Origin of the sequence: Lysinibacillus odysseyi 34hs-1 = NBRC 100172, from assembly GCF_001591965.1 — a bacterium.
GTDB classification, from domain to species: Bacteria; Bacillota; Bacilli; order Bacillales_A; family Planococcaceae; genus Lysinibacillus_B; species Lysinibacillus_B odysseyi.
Map to the genome: position 1 here is coordinate 88,188 of NZ_BCVX01000006.1, position 21,702 is coordinate 109,889.

The 21,702-nt window shown below is 39.5% G+C and carries 18 protein-coding genes and 1 riboswitch; of the genes, 4 read left to right on the plus strand and 14 right to left on the minus strand.

Going from position 1 to position 21,702, the window contains the following annotated elements:
• Positions 1-119 precede the first annotated feature (119 nt).
• The 4 genes from queE to BOD01S_RS11180 form a co-directional block, all read right to left on the minus strand.
• The gene (gene queE, locus BOD01S_RS11165) at positions 120-848 is read right to left on the minus strand and encodes a 7-carboxy-7-deazaguanine synthase QueE (RefSeq protein ID WP_036153897.1); all 729 of its coding nucleotides are present in this window, start codon (positions 846-848) and stop codon (positions 120-122) included.
• Positions 841-1,314, minus strand: a complete 474-nt coding sequence (queD, locus tag BOD01S_RS11170) for a 6-carboxytetrahydropterin synthase QueD (protein WP_036153895.1) — start codon at positions 1,312-1,314, stop codon at positions 841-843. The genes queE and queD overlap by 8 nt, the downstream gene beginning before the upstream one ends.
• A gap of 340 nt (positions 1,315-1,654) precedes the next feature.
• Positions 1,655-1,701, minus strand: a riboswitch (PreQ1 riboswitch).
• Between the two features lie 157 nt (positions 1,702-1,858).
• Positions 1,859-3,052, minus strand: a complete 1,194-nt coding sequence (locus BOD01S_RS11175) for a M20 metallopeptidase family protein (protein WP_036153893.1) — start codon at positions 3,050-3,052, stop codon at positions 1,859-1,861.
• A gap of 12 nt (positions 3,053-3,064) precedes the next feature.
• Positions 3,065-4,594 carry an AbgT family transporter gene (locus tag BOD01S_RS11180; protein WP_036153891.1) on the minus strand — a complete coding sequence of 510 codons (1,530 nt, stop codon included), beginning with the start codon at positions 4,592-4,594 and terminating at the stop codon, positions 3,065-3,067.
• 151 nt (positions 4,595-4,745) lie between these two features.
• Here BOD01S_RS11180 and BOD01S_RS11185 point away from each other — a divergent pair, with 151 nt between their 5' ends.
• Complete coding sequence (locus tag BOD01S_RS11185; RefSeq protein WP_036153888.1) at positions 4,746-6,035, plus strand: hypothetical protein; 1,290 nt, start codon at positions 4,746-4,748, stop codon at positions 6,033-6,035.
• Between the two features lie 682 nt (positions 6,036-6,717).
• Here the strand turns inward: BOD01S_RS11185 and BOD01S_RS11190 are convergent.
• The 3 genes from BOD01S_RS11190 to BOD01S_RS11200 all read right to left on the minus strand — a co-directional run bounded on the left by BOD01S_RS11190 (position 6,718) and on the right by BOD01S_RS11200 (position 12,356).
• Positions 6,718-8,478 carry an extracellular catalytic domain type 1 short-chain-length polyhydroxyalkanoate depolymerase gene (locus BOD01S_RS11190; protein WP_036153887.1) on the minus strand — a complete coding sequence of 587 codons (1,761 nt, stop codon included), beginning with the start codon at positions 8,476-8,478 and terminating at the stop codon, positions 6,718-6,720.
• Positions 8,479-8,623: 145 nt separating this feature from the next.
• The gene (dacB, locus tag BOD01S_RS11195; RefSeq protein ID WP_081977932.1) at positions 8,624-10,114 is read right to left on the minus strand and encodes a D-alanyl-D-alanine carboxypeptidase/D-alanyl-D-alanine endopeptidase; all 1,491 of its coding nucleotides are present in this window, start codon (positions 10,112-10,114) and stop codon (positions 8,624-8,626) included.
• Positions 10,115-11,108: 994 nt separating this feature from the next.
• Entirely contained in the window at positions 11,109-12,356 is a 1,248-nt protein-coding gene (locus BOD01S_RS11200) for a helix-turn-helix domain-containing protein (protein ID WP_036153883.1), read from the minus strand.
• A gap of 154 nt (positions 12,357-12,510) precedes the next feature.
• On the opposite strand from BOD01S_RS11200, the gene BOD01S_RS11205 reads away from it, so the two are divergent.
• Entirely contained in the window at positions 12,511-13,269 is a 759-nt protein-coding gene (locus tag BOD01S_RS11205; protein WP_036153881.1) for an SDR family NAD(P)-dependent oxidoreductase, read from the plus strand.
• Between the two features lie 623 nt (positions 13,270-13,892).
• Here the strand turns inward: BOD01S_RS11205 and BOD01S_RS11210 are convergent.
• Positions 13,893-16,268 carry a DEAD/DEAH box helicase family protein gene (locus tag BOD01S_RS11210; RefSeq protein WP_036153879.1) on the minus strand — a complete coding sequence of 792 codons (2,376 nt, stop codon included), beginning with the start codon at positions 16,266-16,268 and terminating at the stop codon, positions 13,893-13,895.
• Entirely contained in the window at positions 16,269-16,595 is a 327-nt protein-coding gene (locus BOD01S_RS11215; protein WP_036153877.1) for a nucleoside triphosphate pyrophosphohydrolase, read from the minus strand.
• Positions 16,596-16,787: 192 nt separating this feature from the next.
• On the opposite strand from BOD01S_RS11215, the gene BOD01S_RS11220 reads away from it, so the two are divergent.
• On the plus strand, positions 16,788-17,246 hold the full coding sequence (locus BOD01S_RS11220; protein WP_036153875.1) for a hypothetical protein: 459 nt from the start codon (positions 16,788-16,790) through the stop codon (positions 17,244-17,246).
• A gap of 90 nt (positions 17,247-17,336) precedes the next feature.
• On the opposite strand, the gene BOD01S_RS11225 is transcribed toward BOD01S_RS11220, so the two are convergent.
• The gene (locus tag BOD01S_RS11225; protein WP_156117028.1) at positions 17,337-17,858 is read right to left on the minus strand and encodes a hypothetical protein; all 522 of its coding nucleotides are present in this window, start codon (positions 17,856-17,858) and stop codon (positions 17,337-17,339) included.
• A 41-nt stretch (positions 17,859-17,899) separates the two neighbouring features.
• Entirely contained in the window at positions 17,900-18,238 is a 339-nt protein-coding gene (locus BOD01S_RS11230; RefSeq protein ID WP_244887304.1) for an anti sigma factor C-terminal domain-containing protein, read from the minus strand.
• A gap of 261 nt (positions 18,239-18,499) precedes the next feature.
• Between BOD01S_RS11230 and BOD01S_RS11235 the strand changes: the two genes are divergently transcribed.
• On the plus strand, positions 18,500-19,729 hold the full coding sequence (locus tag BOD01S_RS11235) for an MFS transporter (protein WP_244887305.1): 1,230 nt from the start codon (positions 18,500-18,502) through the stop codon (positions 19,727-19,729).
• On the opposite strand, the gene BOD01S_RS23705 is transcribed toward BOD01S_RS11235, so the two are convergent.
• The 3 genes from BOD01S_RS23705 to BOD01S_RS11245 form a co-directional block, all read right to left on the minus strand.
• The gene (locus BOD01S_RS23705; RefSeq protein ID WP_036153867.1) at positions 19,658-20,491 is read right to left on the minus strand and encodes a helix-turn-helix domain-containing protein; all 834 of its coding nucleotides are present in this window, start codon (positions 20,489-20,491) and stop codon (positions 19,658-19,660) included. The genes BOD01S_RS11235 and BOD01S_RS23705 overlap by 72 nt on opposite strands.
• Before the next feature lie 367 nt (positions 20,492-20,858).
• Positions 20,859-21,023 (minus strand): hypothetical protein, encoded by a 165-nt coding sequence (locus BOD01S_RS22940; protein WP_156117027.1) that lies wholly within the window; start codon positions 21,021-21,023, stop codon positions 20,859-20,861.
• A 157-nt stretch (positions 21,024-21,180) separates the two neighbouring features.
• Positions 21,181-21,666: a GyrI-like domain-containing protein gene (locus tag BOD01S_RS11245; RefSeq protein ID WP_036153865.1), complete on the minus strand. Its 486-nt coding sequence runs from the start codon at positions 21,664-21,666 to the stop codon at positions 21,181-21,183.
• Positions 21,667-21,702: the final 36 nt, after the last annotated feature.

Consider the following 21,702-nt stretch of genomic DNA (forward strand, 5'->3'; position numbering starts at 1 on the left):
GGATTCCGCCTTTCGTATATGTCTTTTCAATATACTATGCATTTTGTGTAGATGGTTGTTTGCATCTGTTTTTCTTTTTTACTAATTTCAAGATTTACATATCGTTTTACAGTCTGGAACTATACCCCTCTTTTATTTCCCCAGACAAGTGTATGCAGCTGCGGCAGTACTTTCACATTCTTTAGTTCTTCATCCATCATCACTTGATCAATCAGTGCTTGATACTTCTCTAATAAATGGCTGACCAACCGAGTATTGTCCATTGAAGCAATGTCATCATTTCCGACCTGCAGATAAAAAGGAATGGTCGGATACCGGAGATGAACCTGTTTGGCATAGGCATAATCCTCTTGGTTAAATACAACGATTTTGAGAGAGATATGCTGATTGCTGTTTCTATCTCTGAGTTTCCCTAAAATCTCTGTGGGCATAGAAAAATCTGTCGACATTCCAGAGCTGGGAGGCTTTGGTGAAATCGTTAGTTCATCGATATCATAGAGCCAATCCTGCCATTTGCTTCCCTGTGTTTCAACACCGATCTTGATGTTATTTTCTTTTAAAAGGACAACAAGCGCATCCAAATGACGAAGGAGTGCCGGATTTCCTCCCGAAATTGTAACGAACGAAAAACCGTTCCCCCCAAGACGTTTTAACTCAGCCCAAATTTCTTCCGCTGTCAATTGAACGATCAGATGCTTACCGCTGCCATCCCACGTAAAGGAGGAATCGCACCAAGAACAAGAATAATCACAGCCGGCAGTGCGTACAAACATCGTCTTCTGGCCCACCACCATCCCCTCTCCTTGAATCGTCGGACCAAAAATCTCTATAACGGGCACTTTACTCAACTTCCATCCACTCCCTTCTTGCTTCGGCATAGCTTGTCGGCGTTTCATACAGCCTGATAAATTCCACGCGTGCCCCATTATTTTGATGTTTCTCAAGCAAAGCTTCCTGCAGTTTTTCGTAGATCCAAACGACGATATTCTCTGCCGTTGTATTCATCGGCGGCAGCGTCTCATTTAGATAGCGATGATCTAGATAAATCTCTATTTTTTCTTTCCATATCTCCTTGATGTCACCAAAATCAATCATGAGGCCCCGTTCATCCGTATATCCACTTAACCCCAAGACGGCACGGTACGTATGACCATGTAAATTCTTGCATTTCCCTTCATAGTTGTGTAAATGGTGAGCAGCATCAAAGGTAAATTCTTTACTTACGAGAACACGCTTTGTATGATAGTTCAATTGACTTCTTTGAATATCTTCATCTATTTTTTGCAGCTTATCCACAATTCTAAAATTAGACATCGTTTTCCCCCTCCCCGGACAGATGATTTATGCTGACCTGACTTCTACTACATACAACGTTCGAAATTACTTGTTTCACCTTCAAAAACTCCTTTCTAACGAAAAACCAGTATTGGAAAAAACGCTGTTTTCCCGATTTTTTATCAGTAAGATTTACACGCAGCCGATTGACTGCTCATCATTACCTTTTACGTCTTTTCATCCTGGCAGCCGGACACAAAAAACCTCCCCTGAAAAATGTTCCTGTCACTTTTCAAGAGAGGTAATGCCAATCATTCTATTAAAACATATGTATAAAACATAAAAAGCCATGTCCTATATGGACATGGCGGATTGTCATGTTTCCATAGTTTTTTATAGAGGGTATCAGCTATGAACCTCTCCCGTTCGATTACGGGCAATCTTTCATAAGAATATCATATATGGAATGGATGAAAAATACAAACATACTTTTATTTTTGCGTCTTCCGAACCATACGTCTCTAAAGAAAAAGCAGCCATTGCCGGAAATAAGATTACAGGCGTTCTAACTTTAAAAGTTGGATTAATTATGTTTCGCTAAATAATCTAACGTTGCTTGCCCCAATACATTTGCTGCAATACGTAATGCCCTCTCATCGATATCGAATTTTGGATGGTGATGCGGGTATACTTCCTCCCAAGCTGGATTTTTTGCCCCTGTAAAGAAGAATGCCCCTGGAATCTCTTCCAAGTAGTAAGCAAAATCCTCGCCTCCCATAATCGGTTCAACGGTTTCAACAGCTTCCACATCGGCCACTTTTTCTGCCGACGCCATAATATGCTCTGTTTCTGCAGCATGATTTATAACCGGTGGATACCCCCGGACAAATTCATATTCATAGTCTGCCTTCGTTAAATAGCACGTCGCCTTTAGTAGCTCTTCAATCTCACGCTCTAATAAACCGCGCTCCTCTTCGTGGAAAGTACGCACTGTTCCTTTCATATACACTTGATCTGCAATAACGTTGAAAGGGTTTATTGCTTCTAAATGTCCAATCGAAACGACGGCCGGGCGCAATGGATTAATACGACGTGCAACGAGCTGCTGTAAATTGGTAATAAACTGCGCTGCCAGAACAACCGAATCTTTCGTGTCGCTTGGATTTGAACCGTGACCACCCTTCCCTTGAATGGTGATGTAAATGCCATCTGCCGCAGCCATTAGCGGGCCTTTGGCAGTTTGTACTTTTCCAAGCTCAGTTGGTGCCCATAAATGCGTGCCGAAAATAACATCTACCCCGTCCAAGCAGCCATCCTGAATCATCGCAATCGCTCCACCTGGCGCAATCTCCTCAGCATGCTGATGAATAAATACAATAGTTCCTGCTAATTCATCCTTCATTCGATTGAATGCTTTGGCCAAAATTAATAGTGAGGCTGTGTGCCCGTCATGTCCACAAGCATGCATCCGCCCCTTCACTTTTGATTGGAAAGGCAGGCCTGTTTCTTCTGTAATGGCTAAAGCATCGAAATCTGCACGCAGCGCTACTGTTTTCCCCGGCTTACCACCTACAAGCTTTGCGACAACACCATTACCACCAACACCTTCACGCACTTCATGACCTAGCTCACGATGAAATGCCGCAATTGTTTTTGGCGTATTTATTTCCTCAAATGATAACTCAGGATTTTCGTGGAAATGACGACGAAGCTGAATCATCTCTTCCTCGTATTCCTTTAATAGATTAGCTAACTGTTCTTGTTGTAATAATATCATTCAAAACACTCCTTATTTTATGTAAATAGTATCTCCAGGTCCAAGCGGTAAACCGAATAAGAACCAAATTGCAAATAGTAAAATCCAGCCGATTGCAAAGAAAACCGAAAACGGTAACAAAGCAGAAATTAATGTCCCTATACCGATATTTTTATCATAGCGTTTTGCAAATGATAGTAATATAGCAAAATACGGCAGCATCGGCGTAATTGGATTGGTAATAGAGTCTCCTACACGATATGCCATTTGTGTAATGGCGGGAGAATAGCCTAAATACAGGAACATTGGCACAAAAATCGGTGCCAGTAATGCCCATTTTGCCGAAGCACTTGCGATCAATAAGTTCACGAACGCACAAATTAAAACAAACCCTATCATCATCGGTAAGCCAGTAAAGTGTAATGCTTGTAAAAGTTCTGCTCCTTTAATTGCTAAAATCGAACCGATATTACTCCAGTTGAAAAAGGCAATCATTTGTGAAGCAGCAAATGCCAATACAATAAACGGTGCCATATCAGCAATGGATTTGAAAATTTTCTCAGCAACTTCCTTATCATTTTTAACTTCCTTCGCCGCAATCCCGTAGGCAAGACCCGGTAACAGGAAGAAGAATAACATAATCGGCACAATGCCAGACATAAAGGGCGAGTTTAAGAAGCCACCTGTTTCAGGGTCGCGTAAAAGACCATTAGACGGAATGACCATAATTGCTAGGAGAATAACATAAGCAAGCGTTACGACACCCGCCCACTTTAAGCCGCGCTTTTCTAAAGCCGTCAAAGGTTCTAACTTTTCAAGCTTCCCTTCGAATGCACCGAAGCGAGGCTCAGTAAACTTTTTCGCCACCCATGTACCGATCCCTACCAATAAAAACGTTGAAGCGATTAAGAAATAATAGTTCATCGTCGCACGACCAGTGTATTCAGCGTCTGCAATATGGGCTGCTGACTCTGTAATCCCTAGTAATAATACATCTATGGAACTAATTAAAATATTTGCGCTGAAGCCTCCAGCTACCGCCGCATATGTAATAATTAAACCTGCTAGTGGATTTCGACCAATACTCATAAAAATCATTGCTGCAATCGGCGGCAAAATGATAAATGCTGCATCAGCCGCTAAGTTACCAACTAAGCCTGTGAAAATAATAAATGGCACGATTAGTTTTGCAGGGGCTGACATCACAAGCTTTTTCATCACAGCCGAAATAAGTCCTGTTTGCTCAGCCAAACCAATACCAATCATTGTCACAATTACTAACCCTAACGGAGCAAAGCCTGTAAACGTTGAAACCATCTGTGTTAGGATTAATATAAGCCCTTCTTGGCTCAGCAGATTTTTCACTTGAATCACAGTATCTGTACCTGGCTGTACGGCCGAAATACCTAACATCGATAATATCCATGATAAAAGGAGCACTACACCTGCTAGAATGACAAATAGCGTTATAGGATCTGGCAGCTTATTGCCTGCATGCTCGATCCCGTCCAGCATTTTATCAATCCAAGTTTTCTTTCTCGTTGTGTCCGGATGTCTTTGCATAAATCTCATCTCCTTTTATACTTTAATAAACTTGTATCGTTAAATATTACTGCTTTTATTTTAAGACACAAAAATCGCTTGTCCTTTATACAAAGAAACCACATATTCTGACTATTTTCAATATTTATTTAATAATTAAGGAGATAGATATATGTATACTGTGAATGTTTTCACCGCTAAACTGTCCCTCCCATGGGTACAAAGACTCGAAAAAATGAAGCCTACTTTTTGTGAATTTCATTACTATGCTTATACAGATTTTGAGGAGTTATTTATTCTTTTAGAGCAGCATTTACTTACAGGGGATGGGGCACTTTTCAGCGGACAAATTCCTTATTTTTTTGCTCAGGCACATTTCCAAAAAGCAGCTGTGCCCATGCTGTATTTTGATATATCAGAACGCGATTTTTACCGTGCCCTAACGGAGTTATTTTATGAGAAGAAAATAGCGATGAATCGGATCGCTATTGACTTTTGCTATGAAGAAAATGGCTATCTAGGCATCCATGAATGGTCGAAAGGAAAAAAGCCCTATCTTTTTAGTCAAACAATGAACGAGTTTGCAAGTACTGACATTATCGATAAAGCAGCAGATTGGCATATACAATTACATATCGAAAACAAGGTGGATTTGAGCTTTACACGCATTGCCGAAATGCGCGAGCGATTAGCAAAGCACAATATACCATTTATCGTATTGCATCCATCTCCTTATGCAATGCAATTAACGCTGGATAATCTAGTGAATCAGCTGCAGCTTACACAAAACAAAGTCGTCGTTGTGCATGTTGGTATTCCAATAGACAAGTCGAATATCGATGAATTGGAGTACCGGCAAATCGCCTTATATAAAGCCATTTTAGATTTCAAACAGCTGTATACGAACCCTTTTATCGTACATCGCGAAGTTTCCTATATTGAGGTCATCACGACGTATAAGTACTTTTTGACGACAACAAACAATTATACACATTGCCAGTTAGTTGATTTTTTAGATGATAAGCTGCCGTTTCCTGTCAAAATAGGATGGGGAGTCGGCAACACGCTATTCGAGAGTCAGGCATTTGCTAAAAATGCCGCTGCGCTCTGTTCTTCAAAGGAAACCCAAGGGTATATTATTGAAAACGGACAAGAAATCGGCCCGTTGTTATATGGCACGCTGCTGCAATTTGATGATGAAAAACAGCAGCATTTAAAAAAGTTAAGCGCCACAAATGATATTCCATTATTGCAGCTGCAAAAAATCGAAGCCATGCTGGAGAAACTATCAACGACCATCGTCAGTGGAGAACTGCTAAGCACACATTTAGGAGTTACTGTACGATCTGCCAACCGAATCTTAAAGCATCTTCACGAAAAAAAATTAGCCGATGAATTACCAAGCATCACCTCCACTACTCGTGGTCGCCCGAAAAAATATTATGAAATTAAATTGTATTAGTAAGGGATGGTCTGGAAAATTACTTTCCAGACTGCTCTTAAAAACTGGAAAGCACTCGATATAAACCTCATTGTTCAAACCCAACGGGAAATTATTATTTAAATCATTCACAACGTAATCGGCTTACCCTAGCTCGCTTTGCTGTGCGAAATCAAAACGAATCCCTATCGGACGTTAATAAAAGTTATACCAAGCCGGATCGGTAATAGTACACTTTCCCTCCCAATTTTTAAGTCCTCGATTTACTTAGTATTATGTAGAAAGAATTAGTATTTTTTTCTAAACAAACCGCCCCGTTAGTTCAATAAATCCAATAAAAATAGGCAATAATCCTTATTAGATTATTGCCTAAAGGTTTAAAGAGAATTTAGTCTATCCTCTCAAATTTTTGGATTAGTTACCTCTCTTAGGAGAAGAATAAGACCATCTCTTCTGAACACATTAAACTATAGAAGGCGATGATACCATGCCAAAGAATAACAAACCAGATTATAAGAAAAAATAGCCTAATTCAAGAAAAGACACGCGTGAAGAATTTGCAGAAGCACATAATTTGAAACAAGCTAAACGAAATAACGCACCACAAAATAACCAACAGGATCGATAATACAACTATTAATAACTGCCATATATTATTCAAAAAATACGAAACCTAAATTCCTCCGTGTTTTTACTGCATGTTTTAATTGCTACTATTAATAATTAGTAATGGTGCATAATCGACAGTTTCGCCTCCATAAAACTCTATGAAATTAGAGCTGAACCCCGCCGTAGTATCTGCTTTTAATCGGAATTGTGTAGTACCGTTCAAGTTAATGTGAGACAAACTATTGACTGGTATATTAATATCCATATATTCACCTTCAATAGGTAAGAGACTACTTATATTAGCTTGGGTAGCTGAATTGGCGTAATCTGCTTGTTCGATTGTAGCGTTACTACCGAATACCCCTGTTTTAATATCTAAATGGAGTAATAAAATTGCTCCTTGTTTTGCTTTAGGGTATAAACGTATTTTTGCAGATTCTATAGGTTCTGTTATTGTACTGGTGTCGAAGGATAAAATACCTCTATACGTATCCGTATTATACATTCCTTTATCTCCCACCTTAATTGTTGAATTGCTCTTTCCATCTGCAATGTACTTCCCTACAAACCCATCTTCATCAGCAATAGAAGATACGGTTGTTACAGCTGTAGGATCATCTCCCGTTTTAATTAAATAGGATTCTGTTTTGACCGATTCTGTTTTGCCATCATTACTAATACTAAAGAATTTTAAGGTTGTGTTTTCTGTTATTATAAGCGGCTGCGAATATATTGTTGAGTGAATTGTTGGTTCAGATCCATCAGTTGTATAGTAGGTAGATCCAGCTTTATTAAAATTAAGTTCTACACTTACAGAACCTTTGTAAGTTCCCCCACCTGGTGTTGCAGTTGTTACAGGAAGATCATTAGGGGGCTCTATGTTAGATTGAAAAAATTCCCACATCATACGACTTGCATCAGGACCTTGAGGATCTGTATAGCTTCCTTGTGAACTTCCTCCAGACCATGCATGCCCCATATTTAGTATGTTTACTTTTTTCATCCAAACTTTTTCATCCGGTGCTTTAAAGTCATATACTGTATAGCTTTTGCCTGATGGTACCCCTAAATTTTCCGTGTTATCAGCCTGATCATCTAGCCATCCTTCCGTTCCAGTCGCGGCTAGGCTATTTGTTATTGCCCATTGGGAAATGACTTGATCACCATTCACTTTATTAACTGTGTAGTCAGAAGTCCCATGAAAAACGATGACCTTCAATGGTTTTGCTCTACTTCCCATTGCTTTATAAGCATCTCTACCTCTTTGAATTGGATTTGGTCCGCCGCTAGACATCGCAGTAAAAGCTTCAACCGTGCTGATTGCTGCCTTATATTCTAAACCCGCTCCAACTCCTATGCCTGAAAAAACATCTGGATAGGTTGCACCCATAATAACACTCATTGCAGCACCAGCGGACAAACCAGCAACAATCACTTGGTCATCCTGAATGGAATAATTCGTTTTAATAGATTGCACCATACCAGCAATCACTCCAGGTTCACCACTTCCGCGGGCTTGATGACCCGTTTCAAACCAATTCCAGCATTTATTTGGGTTAGAACTAGAGTTTTGTTCTGGATATAGCACGAGAAATCCTTTTTCCTCTGCAAGCTCATTCATTTTTGTTCCTGTTGAAAATTGATTAGCATCTTGTGTACAACCATGTAACATGACGTATAACGGGTAGCTTTTACTAGAATCATATTGACTCGGCACATACAACTTATAGCTCTTTCCACCATAAGATCCAGAGATAAAACTTCCTGACGCCTTTGTCATAGAAGGCAAACTAATCATTGAACCAATCACTACTAGACAGATAATAATCAGCCAAACACTTTTGAGTTTTAACAAAAATACACCCCCTTTTAACTTGTTTAACAAAAGAGACAAAACCCAGTTTAAGTAAAGGTTTTTTTATTTAATATCATGTTCAATTTTAGTAGTTTCGCTTTTCCCCTTCCCTTTTACACTTAACAGTAGAAATACTAACTTAACCCTATAATTCCTCCGCTATTTCTTTCACAATTTCATCAATTACTATGGATATATCCGATTTATTTTGTACTAACACGCTAAAGATGTACGATTGCCCGCTGCTTGCTTCTACATAACCACTTAGCGTACTAACACCAGTTAATGAGCCTGTTTTTGCATAGACTTTTCCTGCTGTTATCGGATCCTTTAATCGATTTCTTAAAGTACCGCCTACCATTCGATCCGCATTTGCAGCTACTGGTAAGCTAGTAAAATAGGTAGGAAACCAATCTTCACCTTGCACTTTAAATAACAATTCGCTCACCAATAAACTCGAAACGCTATTTTCATGAGACATTCCAGATCCATCTTCAAATTGCCAATCTTCCATATTTAAGTTAATAGAGTTTCCATATTCTTTTATAACTTTTAATCCAGCCTTTGTGCTACCGTGGTGATTTTTCACTTTCCCCATTGTTTTTACTAAAATATCAGCAATGCCATTATTACTTAGTTTCATATAAGGGATTAACAGTTGCTCCAGTTTCATCGATTGCTTTATTGCTACAAGTTTTGCACTATTTGGTGTTGCAGCTTGAAATACTTTTTCTTTTGTATACTCGATTCCTGCTTCTGCTAAAACTGCTTGGAATGTTGTCAATGTATGTGTCGTTGGATGTTGGACAGTCACCCATTCTTTTTTCGTTTTATCAATAGGAAGATTTCCTTTAATGAAAATCTTGTTTGTTTGATATAATCTTTCAATCGTTATTGTATTAGTTTTTCCAACTTCCACTGTTTGTGCTTCATTTACTATTTGTAAATCACCTATGTTTGGCGTCACTTTAACGGACGGTAAGTCCCCTACTTTAGACCCGATAGCTTCTACAATTATCGTACCGGAATCGTAGTCTGTATTTGGCGAGGTAGTTAAAGCTGTTATTGGTGCAGCATAATAATAAGACTCGTCCCCGACCCAAATTCCTGGAGTTAATAAATCATTATCAAACCATTTGTCATCACCGACAATCCGTCCATCAATTTTATGAATTCCCAGTGCTTTTAACTCTTCTGCAAACTGTTGTAAGTCTTCGATGGATAGAGTTGGATCGCCTTGCCCCTTTAAATAGACATCCCCTTTTAAAACACCATTTGACAACTTCCCAGTAGTATATAGACTAGTATTAAAACGGTAATCCTTTCCTAGTACTTCTAAAGCTGCTGCAGTGGTTAACAGCTTCATATTAGATGCTGGTTTTACAGTTGTTTCACCAGAATAGTCATATACCATTTTTCCAGAAATTCGGTCTCTTACGGTGATGCTCACATCTGCTCCAGCTAATTTTTCTTCTACAATTCTATTAATAGAATCACTTAATGTAGACTCTGCTAGTTTCTTTGCTTGACCAACTTGTTGAAAACTGAACATGCTCACTACTAACATAATCGCCATTATCATGGCTGACCACTTTTTCCTCATAAAATCCCCCTTTTTGTTTGAATATTCAGTCATTTATAGATATATTCATCATACATAAATTTTTTCCTTTAAAGTTATTAAAAACAGGCTTATCGAGGGAGGTTAAAAGAATTAACCTAAATCGATAAACCTATATATTTTCTGTTATTACATAAGGAATTAGCATAAGTACAATAAAGACGATGTGAAAAAGACACACTTTACCACAAATAGTATACTAAATCTCTTCACATTGGGGGATTGAGCATATAATGATGCATCCTGAAGCAAGGAAGGGTTACGTAAACTTCAACTAGTCGCATTTCATATGCGTAAATATTTAAACCCTGGTGACTATTTCGTATTGGATAGCTGTTGGATTAGAGAAGAAACTAAAAAAGAAATGCTGGCATCAACGTTCATATTGATGAATTAAATTAGGACACGATTGAAGTTTTTGAGGAATCTTTGGTTACTTTTCAATTTTAAAACTTCCTAAATGTTTTACCAACGACTTAGATTGTCTTTTTCATAAATCGCACTTACTTGTGGTACGGTTCACCGTATCGTATCTAAATACGGTTCCTCCATTTTTATTTGGGTCGCTTGTAGCTCACTTTTTCAATTTATTTATACTGAATTTATTTAGAACTTCTAAAACTTTTTTTTGTTCTCTTAAATCCTTTAGTATTCTTTTGCTTCGAGTTGCTATTAGCAATATATCAGTATAATATCCTATTTTACCCTATAGACAGTAAGGTTTACCTTATTTTTCTTACTTATAAATGTTGAGAGGTGTACATATCAAAGGCGATTTTAATAATTCGGAAGAGATTTGAACCAACATCACAATCCAAGAATTTTGCATAGTCTTTTGATGCACTAATGAATTCGATAATTTTGTCATTACTGACTACTTAAGTCTTTTTTTGCTTGAGCGGAAATTATAACCTTCTACTCAAACTTAGGTACAACATATGTCATTGTATTCTCCTAAACCCCACCAATTATTGGCTTTTTAAAATAACAGAAAAGATACCTTCCTCCTTCACGTCACTTTATTTCCTGAACGATTACTTCTAAACTGCTTTGGGGTTAACCCCGTGTATTTTTTGAAGACCTTTATAAAATAACTTTGATCGTTAAAATTTAACCATGTACATATGTCTGAGATCGAATACTTTGATAAAGTTAATAACTTTTTCGCTTCCTCAATTCGTTGCTGTTGGATATATTCACTTAAAGTAATCCCAACTTCTTTTTTAAAACATGATGATAAGTAATTTGGACTTAATTGACAGAATTGTGCAAGATGATCAAGTGTAATCTGGTCATAGAGATGATTATAAATATAATGCTGGCAAGCTGTAATGGTGGGAGAATATTTTCCCACATTCATTTTGTAAACACGATTGGTAAAATCTCTTATAGCTTCTTCCGTTAATTTCAATATTGCTTTTAGGTTTCCCAATTCCTCGAGTTGTTGGATATAGAAGTCACTTAAAGTAAAGGCTGTTTCTTCATTTAAACCTCCTTCAATGGCAGCTCTGCAAACAAGGGCAAGTCCAGTTATCATTAAATTTTTCTCACTTCTTAAGCGATTTCGTTTCGACAATAATCCCAATTCTGCCTCACCGACTATGGAATAATCGAAGATATCCTGTAATTTATCGATCTGCCCGTTTTTAACATAATCAAGCAATACCCGTTCATAGGAAAGATTGGAATGAAAAATGAGATTCCTTCTCCCTCTTGAAAGTTCAAGGTCTAACTTCTCTGATTCATTAATGACAATGTCTAATGCTTTATTATTTTCAATAACATATCTTTTTTCTAACGTTCTATGATAAATCAAATCATAAACCAATATACTAATCGCTAGAAGTTGTTGATGATCCATTATAGGGATGGCTTGAAAATATTCAATGAGATTCCTTTTATTAACGTTTCCTTTAAATACCTCCGTGATCTTGGTTATCTTTTCATCAGATATCTCTGACTCAAGGACAGGCCCTACAATAAGAGTTCCTATAAAGTGATTGGCTTTTTTTAAATTTATAAAGAAAAAGTTCATATTTGAATTTGAAAAGAAGATAGGGAAAGCATTTGAATCCTCTTCATACGTATACACACTAATCTGTTCCTTAAAGGTAGTATAATATGGATTTTTCTGCAAATCATTTCTTGAACATTCGTATTCAAACTCACCAAATTGGTTAACATAATTAATGGGTATTTGATGAGCTTCATAAATAAGCTGGCAAATATTTTGCAACTCTTCTTTCGCCTTTTCCATTTATTCCATCTACCTCTCTTATTTTTTAAAAACCAATGTATATTTTATTTTGATATTAAAAAAATACTATTAACCGTAAAATTACACAATAATTAATACTTTATCAGCCATATAATAAATCATGTAAGAAATCATAAGTAAAGGGGATATAATCATGGAATTAACTAATAAAATTGCTGTCATCACTGGTGCAGGAAGTGGTATCGGAAGAGCAAGTAGTTTGAAACTTGCAGGTAACGGCGCAACAGTTGTCCTGGTAGATTTCAATAAGGAAACAGGCGAGGAAACGTTGAAACTCGTAAAAGAACAAGGTGGAGAAGGAATTTTCGTTCAAGCCGATGTTTCGAAAACTGATGATGTGCAAAACTATGTAAATAAAGCAGTCGAAACATATGGACGTATTGATATATTCTTCAACAATGCAGGTGTTATTCAAAAGTTCGCTCCCTTCACTTCAGTAGAAGAACCTGAATATGAACGTATTATGGCGATCAATGTAAAAGGGGTCTTCCTTGGAATGAAATATGTGTTAAAAGTAATGGAGGAGCAAGGCGGCGGCTCTATTATTAATACTGCTTCTACTGCAGGGATTCGTCCTGAACACAGTGTAGCTGTATATTCTGCAAGTAAACATGCAGTTATCGGTTTAACCAAAGGTGCTGCATTAGAATATGCAAAAAAGGGAATCCGTATAAATGCGCTTTGCCCAGGCGGCGTGGAAACAGCTTTAACCGCTGGTGTAGCGAAACAGTTTGAAACGGGTGATTACATTCCAGAAGAGGTTTCCAATATGAGAATGGGCCGTTATGCAAAACCGAATGAGCTCGCTGAAATGGTTGCCTTCTTAGCATCAGATAAAGCCAGCTATATGACTGGTTCAGTTGTTCTTGTTGATGGTGGTTTAACTTTATAAGTTGCAGGATAATCATTAAAAAAATTTGGCTGATTCCATACTTAATGTGTGAAATTGGCTTTTTTGTCGCTGTCAATGATTAAACCCATTTCTTCAACTTCATCTGTGGTTTAGGATAAACAAAATCGGTTCAGTTCAATTATTTATTTTGGGTAATTTCATTAATAATTTGAGTGAGCGCCGCTTTGGTTGACATAGCCGGACGACCAAGAAGTTTCTCGAAATCGTTGCTTTCAACATCGAGTGAACCTTCGCGAATACTTTTTTGAATTCCTATACTTGATAGTATGGACGAGTAGAGTAAAAAATGTTTAAAGATAAATAGAAAGGTATTCCGCCATCAAATAACTAAAAAGTTAAAGCACAAACGGGTCTTAAGAGACTAAATGGCGTGGAGCAGAATCATTAGCTTCACTTAAGTTATTCGAAGCAACAGGACATCTGGAAGACCCTGCCTCCTCTCTTAAGGTTATAAACATAGGGACAGAACTCCATTTTCACTTTCATAATAGAGGTGGAACTGTCCCTGTCCTTCAGAGGGAATGAGAATTCACCCATAACAAGTACCTTTTTAGCCTCGTGTTACCAAAAAACCTCATTTACTTATGATACAGTTCTCCTATCTATATTCTTTCACTCTTCCGCAAAAAATACCGATGCAGCCTATACTCACATATATCCCTCACCCAATCAAACACCACCTGCTGCATATCCTCCTCAATGTCAACAGCAAAGCTAAACTCTCCATCCTGAAATGTCACCAGTCCCTTACTGCTGTCGCTCCATTTCGTCATCGGCATCGCCTGAACAAGCTGCACAACCTTTTTATGATCAAGATTAATTTTGTCGATGACCTGTCTTGAGGGCTTAGATAGATAGTCGGCAAAGAACGGTGCCACCTGCTCGGCTGTGATAGACTTGTACCACTCAGCCGGCCCACGTTTCAGCATAGCTTGCAGTACTACCATCTTGTAGCTTCTCGTCATCGAGGTTTTTTCGATTTCCTGCAGTAATGGTTCATATGCCTTGAAAACAGCCCTCTCCTTTTCCGACAGCTCCCCCGCTTCCTTCAGCATGCCGATATACGAACCAAATTCACGGGTAATGTTAATGTCCTGAAAACCACTCTGTAAATACATTTCAAGATAGCTTGGCCGTCTGCCGAGTTCCATTTTCAAATCAACATATGCATCGATGATCTGCTGCTTGTAGTTGCTGTTTTTCTTCGCCATTTCAGCGAGCAGGTCAATAACGCTCACATCGAAATTCAGCTGGCACGCTGTTTCGGCGATTTGCTCGGAAGGTTCCAGTTTCTTTCTTCCTTTTTCAAGCAGCTCGGGCTTGAAGACAAGCAGTTTCCGGTCGGCGTTTCGGTAGTTTCCGATAAAGTCGATGATGACGCAGTGACTTTTGCCATCAGCAACGCGCAGACCGCGTCCAATCTGCTGGGTGAAGACGGCAATCGATTCGGTCGGGCGGACAAACAGCAGTGTATCGACAGTTGGAATGTCGACTCCTTCATTAAATAGATCAACTGTAAAGATGATATCGATTTCCCCGTCAATCAATTGCTGGCGAATGTTTTTCCGCTCAGTCGTTGTACTTTTTCCTGAAAGAACGAACGCCTTTACTCCCTTTGAGACAAAAAAGGCACATAGCTGCTCCGCCTGGCGGACTGTCGAGCAGAAGCCGATCGTTCGCGTCTGTTTCAGGCCGTGCCATTCCTCGTAGATTTTCTCCATGAAGGACTGCCGTGTCTGCGCAGCCGTCATTTGCTCCTCGTCATAATGAGAGCCAAGCCAGCGGATGCTGGAATAGTCCGTGTCGTCCTTAATGCCGTAGTAATGAAACGGGCTCAGCCAGTTCCGTTTGATAGCATCGATGAAATGAATTTCAATTGCCACGTTGCCGTCGCAGATGCTGAAAACATCTTTATTGTCCAAACGGTCAGGCGTCGCCGTAATGCCGAGCAGAAATTTTGGCTTAAAGTAATCCAACACCTTCTGATAGCTGTTCGCTACTGCATGATGGAATTCATCCACCACAATTAAATCAAAATCGGCCGGATTGAATTTTTCCAGATGGTATTTCCGCGAAATCGTACTGATAGAGGCAAAAACAAAATCGCTGTCCGTATCCTTCTCGAAACGGTTGAAGAAACCCGCTGTTTTATGCGGGTATACAGTCGCAAATGTCTCCTTTGCCTGCTGCAGGATTTCATCCCGGTGTACGACGAACAGTACTCGTTTGAAGCGCTCAGCAAAAAAGGCAGCCAGATAGGTTTTACCAAGTCCAGTTGCAAGAACGGCCATCGCCTTATCATAACCCTGCTCTAACGTCTCCTTTAATGCAGTAAGTGCCAGCTTTTGTGCGGGCCGTGGCTCCAAGATGGTTCCGGCTTCTGCTGCTTCTGCAACGATTGCCGGCTCGCTTTCCTGCCCGTACATCAAGCCCTGCTCTTCAGCAGCACTCCACTTCCTTGACATCGGAACCGCTTTGTTCGCCGCAGTATAATACTCTTCATACTTCGCAATCGTCTCTCTATTAATAGGAATTGTATTTTTCCCATGGAACAGATTGTGGAATTCATCCATCGCATGCTCGAAAGTCTGTGCATCAACCGTTTCTAGGTTCCACTCCACCCCGGAAGTGAGGGCAGAGTTTGAAAGGTTGGACGAGCCAACAATGACATGCTGGCTGTCCTTTCCTTTAAATAAATAGGCTTTTGGGTGAAAGGAACGTCCATATGATTGGAACATTCTGATTTGCGCCGCCGGGAGATTTTCCACAAGCATGCGAAGTGCTTCGGGCTGTGTAATGCTTAAATAATCACCTACAAGCAGCTGGATTTCACAGCCTCGCTCCTCTGCCTTTTTCAAATCTTCCAGCATCAGCTTGACGCCCGACTTCATCATAAAAGCAGTAATCCAGCAAATATGTACGGCATCGTGCGAAAGCTCTTGGAGTTCAGTGACTAAATTTGCTGTAATAAGCTTCATTTACTTATCCTCAACATCAATCAAATAAAGCCCCTGATCAAAACCGCCGCGCTTTTCCTTCTTTTCGACGCGGACAGCTTCCAATTCATCGAAAGACTTACCGTATACCTTCAGTGCAGCGTGTAGTAGCTCCAGCACATCCGCCATTTCCTCCAGCGCATCGGTTTCGTTTGTTGTTTCGTCGAATTCCTTTACTTCCTCGTACAGCTTTTTCTTAATTTCCGTAAGATGTTCTTCCGGTGCAAGTGTGCGGGCATTGTAGCTTGAGCCGCCTGCCTCGATGATTTCGAGGATGCGGTCACGGATCAGTTTGTTGTATGTAGGCATGCAATCACTCCTTCGTGTTAGTAATTCAATTCTACTGGAAGTTATTTAGTGAAGCTAGAAAAATCGATGTAGTTGCCTGTCCACCCTAAGATCCCGTAGAAAGCAACGCCTATTGCCCATATTTATGCTTTATAATAAAAATGAGAATCAGCTTTATCCCAATCACTATCCAATTGTTTCGGAGGTACATATATGAAATATTTAATCGATGAGGATCACTGGCATTTAACGGAGTATCTTGAGGAAAGAGCTACGCTGCTTTCCCGCCTTAAACCGAAGACCGCCGAGTTTTTGGCAAAGGGTTCGTTTCATGACGGCAAAGTTTTGGATATACATATTATCAACAAATCAAATGGGAAGAAAAAAGATCCGACGACCATAAAAATGAAAATCAGGCATTGGAACGGGAAAATCTATCAGGCTACATGGAAAAAGGTATATAAATTTTCCATCGACTTTGATATAACCCGGAATGTATACGCAAACAAACCGCATAAAATCGTCTTTAAAGGCAAGGGAGGCTTAGACGAGTGGGGGTATGATGAATTGCTGCCGGTAGACGAAAAACGGATGCATCATGAGATTCACCTGCATTCACAAGCAGTTCTTCATATTTACTGTTCCTCTTTTAAGATCAAGAAATTATCGTGATAACTGTAAGAAAAAAGCGTGAACACTGATCTTAAATCTTATTTGATAAGCTGGAAAGACCGCTCTTCTGTAATGAAGAACGGTCTTTTATCAGCATGGCAGTGCTTCTATGTTTACCGGTATTTCAGCCATAGGCATTGTCCGGTAACCTGCGCCGAATGTTTCCAATAGCGTGCGGTGCAGAAGCTGGAAGATATCATAAATAATGACCTTTGTCGCCGCGCTTTCAAGGCCCTCCTCAAAAATGAAATCATAATATGGTGTACCGCCGCCCTTTTCCGCAAAACCGACGGAATGTGCGAGTACGGTCAGTCTGTCTGACAGACCGAGTGCTCTCCACGGCTTTATGTAGAGGCGAAGGGTGATGCCTGTCACTTCATTATTGGCGATCTTTTTCGAACCTCCCACGTACTGGACAGTAGCAAGCTGGTTTGTCACACCTGTCTTCGTTTGCCATTCCTCCGGCAGTCCGAAGCCAACGCTTTCTGAGCCTTCTTTATGGATGACAAGCTTTACTTGCGCCAGCTGATCACAGAGCTGTAAAAACAGTGCCTTACCTGTTGGTTGATACTCCATGCCATTCTCTCCTTTATCTTCTGTTCTACCCATCATAATCTAGCAGGAATATAAATGTAAATAATACCCTCTCTCTATTACCAATTCCACAACTCCACATCTCCCAGCTGCTCATCCCGGATAGAGGGCACGTCTTTCAGCTTTAAAAGCTCTTTTACAGGTCCGGTGACAACCGCTCCGTAAACAGTAAAGCCCTTTTCTTTTAAGTAGGCCTGTTTTTCCTTCAAATAGCCAAGTCCTAACAGCCCTTCATAATAGCTTTTGTTTTTCTCCAGTAGTTCTTCCATGTTTTGGAGCATCATTTGCTTGCTTTCTTCCAGCGTTTCATCTGCTAACATATTGACTCTGAACTGCCCCTGGAACTGCTCGTCATGATCTCTTCCAGTAGTCAGACCGATGATATCATGAATGCTCACATCTATTAACACATTTTTCCATCTTACATGTTACAGGTGATTTTTTGAAGTTACAAAATCACTTACACAGAAGCACAACATCCATCATTGCTATTGTCATAAGTTCCATATGTATACGGGGAATTAGCACATAGTTATCAATTAGTGATTCCTTATTTCATGCATATAAATCTTGTTAGTTAAGGCAGCAAGATTACGATAGTTTCAGATTGCCATACAGCGTAATCTAACGATGAGGTGATGAAATTGTATCGAAATGCTATGAAAAATAGAGGTGTATTAATCTATCTGGCAGGTGCCGGAATTTCTCAGTTAGGAAATGTATTGGCGGGTCTTGCTTTTCTTTTTCTCTCGTATGAAATGACCCAGTCCACCAGCCTTACAACTATTATCGCTATTGTACAGGCGGTCCCCTACCTACTATTTGGCCTTATCGGGGGAGCTATTGCAGATCATTTCAATAAAAAGAGGCTTTTGTTGTGGCTCGATTGCCTACGAGTTCCCATTATTCTATCGCTCGTTGTTCTCTATGAGCTGAATAGCTTAGCTTTTTGGCATTTACTTTTAGTGAGTGTGGTCATTCAAAGCCTTGGCTGTTTCTATAACCCAGCATACCGGTCCATTTTACCGCTCATTACACCTAGTGACCAACGCACAACTGTTAATAGTTTACTGGACATAGTCACTAGAGGGGTACAGGTGCTTGCTCCTATCTTCAGTGTTAGCTTGCTCCACTCTGGACAGACCATTCATTTCTATTCAATTGACGCACTGACCTATCTCTTAAGCGCATTTTTCATTTTACGGCTCCATTGGGTAGAGCCTATCCAATCAGCTGAGGCTTCCAAAGAAACGAAGGAGGGTGTTTTTCGTTCAATTCATACCTTTTTAAAGTGGACGAAGGAAGAAAAGACGATCAAGGCATTATTTAAGGTGACGTTCCTCATCGTATTTTTCAATACATGGGTTTGGCAAGTCGGCTTGCTAATTCTTCTATTGGGAAAGTATCCGGAACATGGTGAAGCTTTCTACAGCCTTTTGTTGAGCTGGTACGGCATAGGTGTCATCCTTATCAACCTTACTATCCCTTTTATCTGGAAGAGGATGACGCTCTCCATCTACCTGGCTGGTTCCCTTATTTGGGGAATTGGAATAGTGGTACTTGGCTTTGCCGCACACCTTCCTTTCTATTTTCTTGGTGTTTTTATAGCTGCCATCGGTCTTCCAGTCAGCGGTTTAGCCCGTGTTTATCTCATCCAAACATTAGTCCCTGCCAACAAATTAGGACGGGCGTTTAGCTTTAATGCAGTTATCTTGTACGGCTCGAATGTCATTTCCCTACTGCTGTTTGGTTCTCTTGTTTTGGTAGTTGATATCCATTTCATTTTCATCTTCTGTGGCAGTATGATGATTGGGAGTTCAATGTTTTATTTGATTCGAATAAGATTTTCGGAAAAAGCTGGGTGTAAATCCGTAAAGTCGCTTAAATAACTGATTATAAACAGCAACAGAGGAAAAGCCACAGCCGAGCGCAATATTCGTGATGGTCTGGTTGGTATATAACAAAAGCTCCTGGCTCCTCATAAGACGATATATTTGGAGCCAGGAAAAAGGTGAAACACCAATCGCTTCTTTAAAAAGATGCGCAAATTGAAATTTGCTAATATGCAGAATGGATGCCATTTCTTCTAAGCTCCAAGGATGCTGATAGTCGTTTTTCAACGCCGCCATTACTTGAGCTAGTGCTGGTTGAACAGAGCTAAAAGGCTGTGTGATGAAATCCGTACTTTGTGTACTAACCGCCGTTCTTGCCAGCACAACACTTAATTGAGTAAAGCTATGATCTAAAAAAATGCTCAACCCTTTATTTTCACTTTGTTCTTCCATCTGTATGTATGAATAGATAAATTGGACCCATTGGGTAACAAGTGGATTCTTTTGAATGAATTGAGCAAAGAATATATCCCTTTGTCCTACAGTTATCGAAGACACCGCCTCGTTCAAGAAGCTTGCATCTAGTTCGACGAGAAACTTATGGTCTTCTACTGCTATTTGTCTATGCTCCTCACTCGGATTAAAAACTATAAATTCATGTTCGTGCAGGAACAAATCATTTCGTTTGCTTTGATAGCGCATAGAGCCTTTCAACGAAAATATGAATTTATAGCAAGGATCATCTCTCCAAAGACTTTCCACCTTTTTCTGGTTGGTAGATAACAGCAAGCAACCAGACATCTCTAGTAATGTCTTCATGAATTACACCCTTTCTGTCTGTACTCATTTAATCGAAATAACACCACTTCATTGATCAAAAAGTTAATAAGCACTCATTGCCGGGGTTCCGGGTATCAGTGGGTTATAGGAAATAGGAATTTCCATTCATCACGATATATAGTGTCTCTATTTATTATCATACGCTTAAACTAGACTTAATTGTTTCATTCATATGTCTAATTTTGTATATAGGCTTGCAACTAATCCAGCGTCTGCTATGGAGGACAAATTCTCATCGGCACCTTAAGTGAACTCCATATGAATACCATCAAAATAGATGTAGAAATATATCTATTAACGCAGCTAAAAATACCCCCACTTAGCTAATACTTCTTAGCTATATTTTTTATTTTCCTACATACTCCCAGAAAAATGAAAGACAGTCCGCCACATCAAAGTGGTAGAAAGCCTGATAGCCGATAAAGGGATATTTGCCTTTTGAAACGGCGTGTAGATTTTCTTCATGACTTATTCCGTTTGCACCAAGATAGCAGTACGTACGCTTCTTCAAAGTTCCACAAACTTAACCCCGTTCCGATTCAGAACGGGGTTAGAAATATGGTTGTTTAGTGTTGGATTTAAAATCTTGCACTATCCTAAAAGTAAAACAATAAAGTTTTTTGAAAATCTCTTTTCATTGAGCAAACGTTGTGTTTAGTAAGAAAACATTATTTTTCTACAATCGGGATATAAATATCAAAATGCGGATCATTCAGATCATGATTAACTGGATAATATTCATGTTTGATCGGCATATAAGGATCGTAGTACCCTACACCAGCTTCCCTTAATGCGGTATAGTCACTATCAAACAACCATTGATGTAAATCCGTATAGGTTTTTTGTACATCTTCTCCTTTGTTATGCGTCGTCCTCACATAAGTCCATTCCGGGACTCTTATTTCGATCATCCCATCAGGAATTTCCTGCTCCTCACTCACTTCATACACGGCGTAATGTACGAATCCATCCTCAACTACATGATAAGATAAACCCAATTGAACATCAGGGTTCACCTTATTCTCTAATTCACTGGCACGGTCTTTAGCTTGTTGGATTACATTTTGTAAATTCGGCACAATGTCAGAGAAAGTTCCCTCCCATTTTAATCCTATTGCTCGGTAAGCTGGTAACGTTATAATTTTATAGCTCAAATTATTTCCTCCCTTTCTTCAAGGCGTGGAGATCAA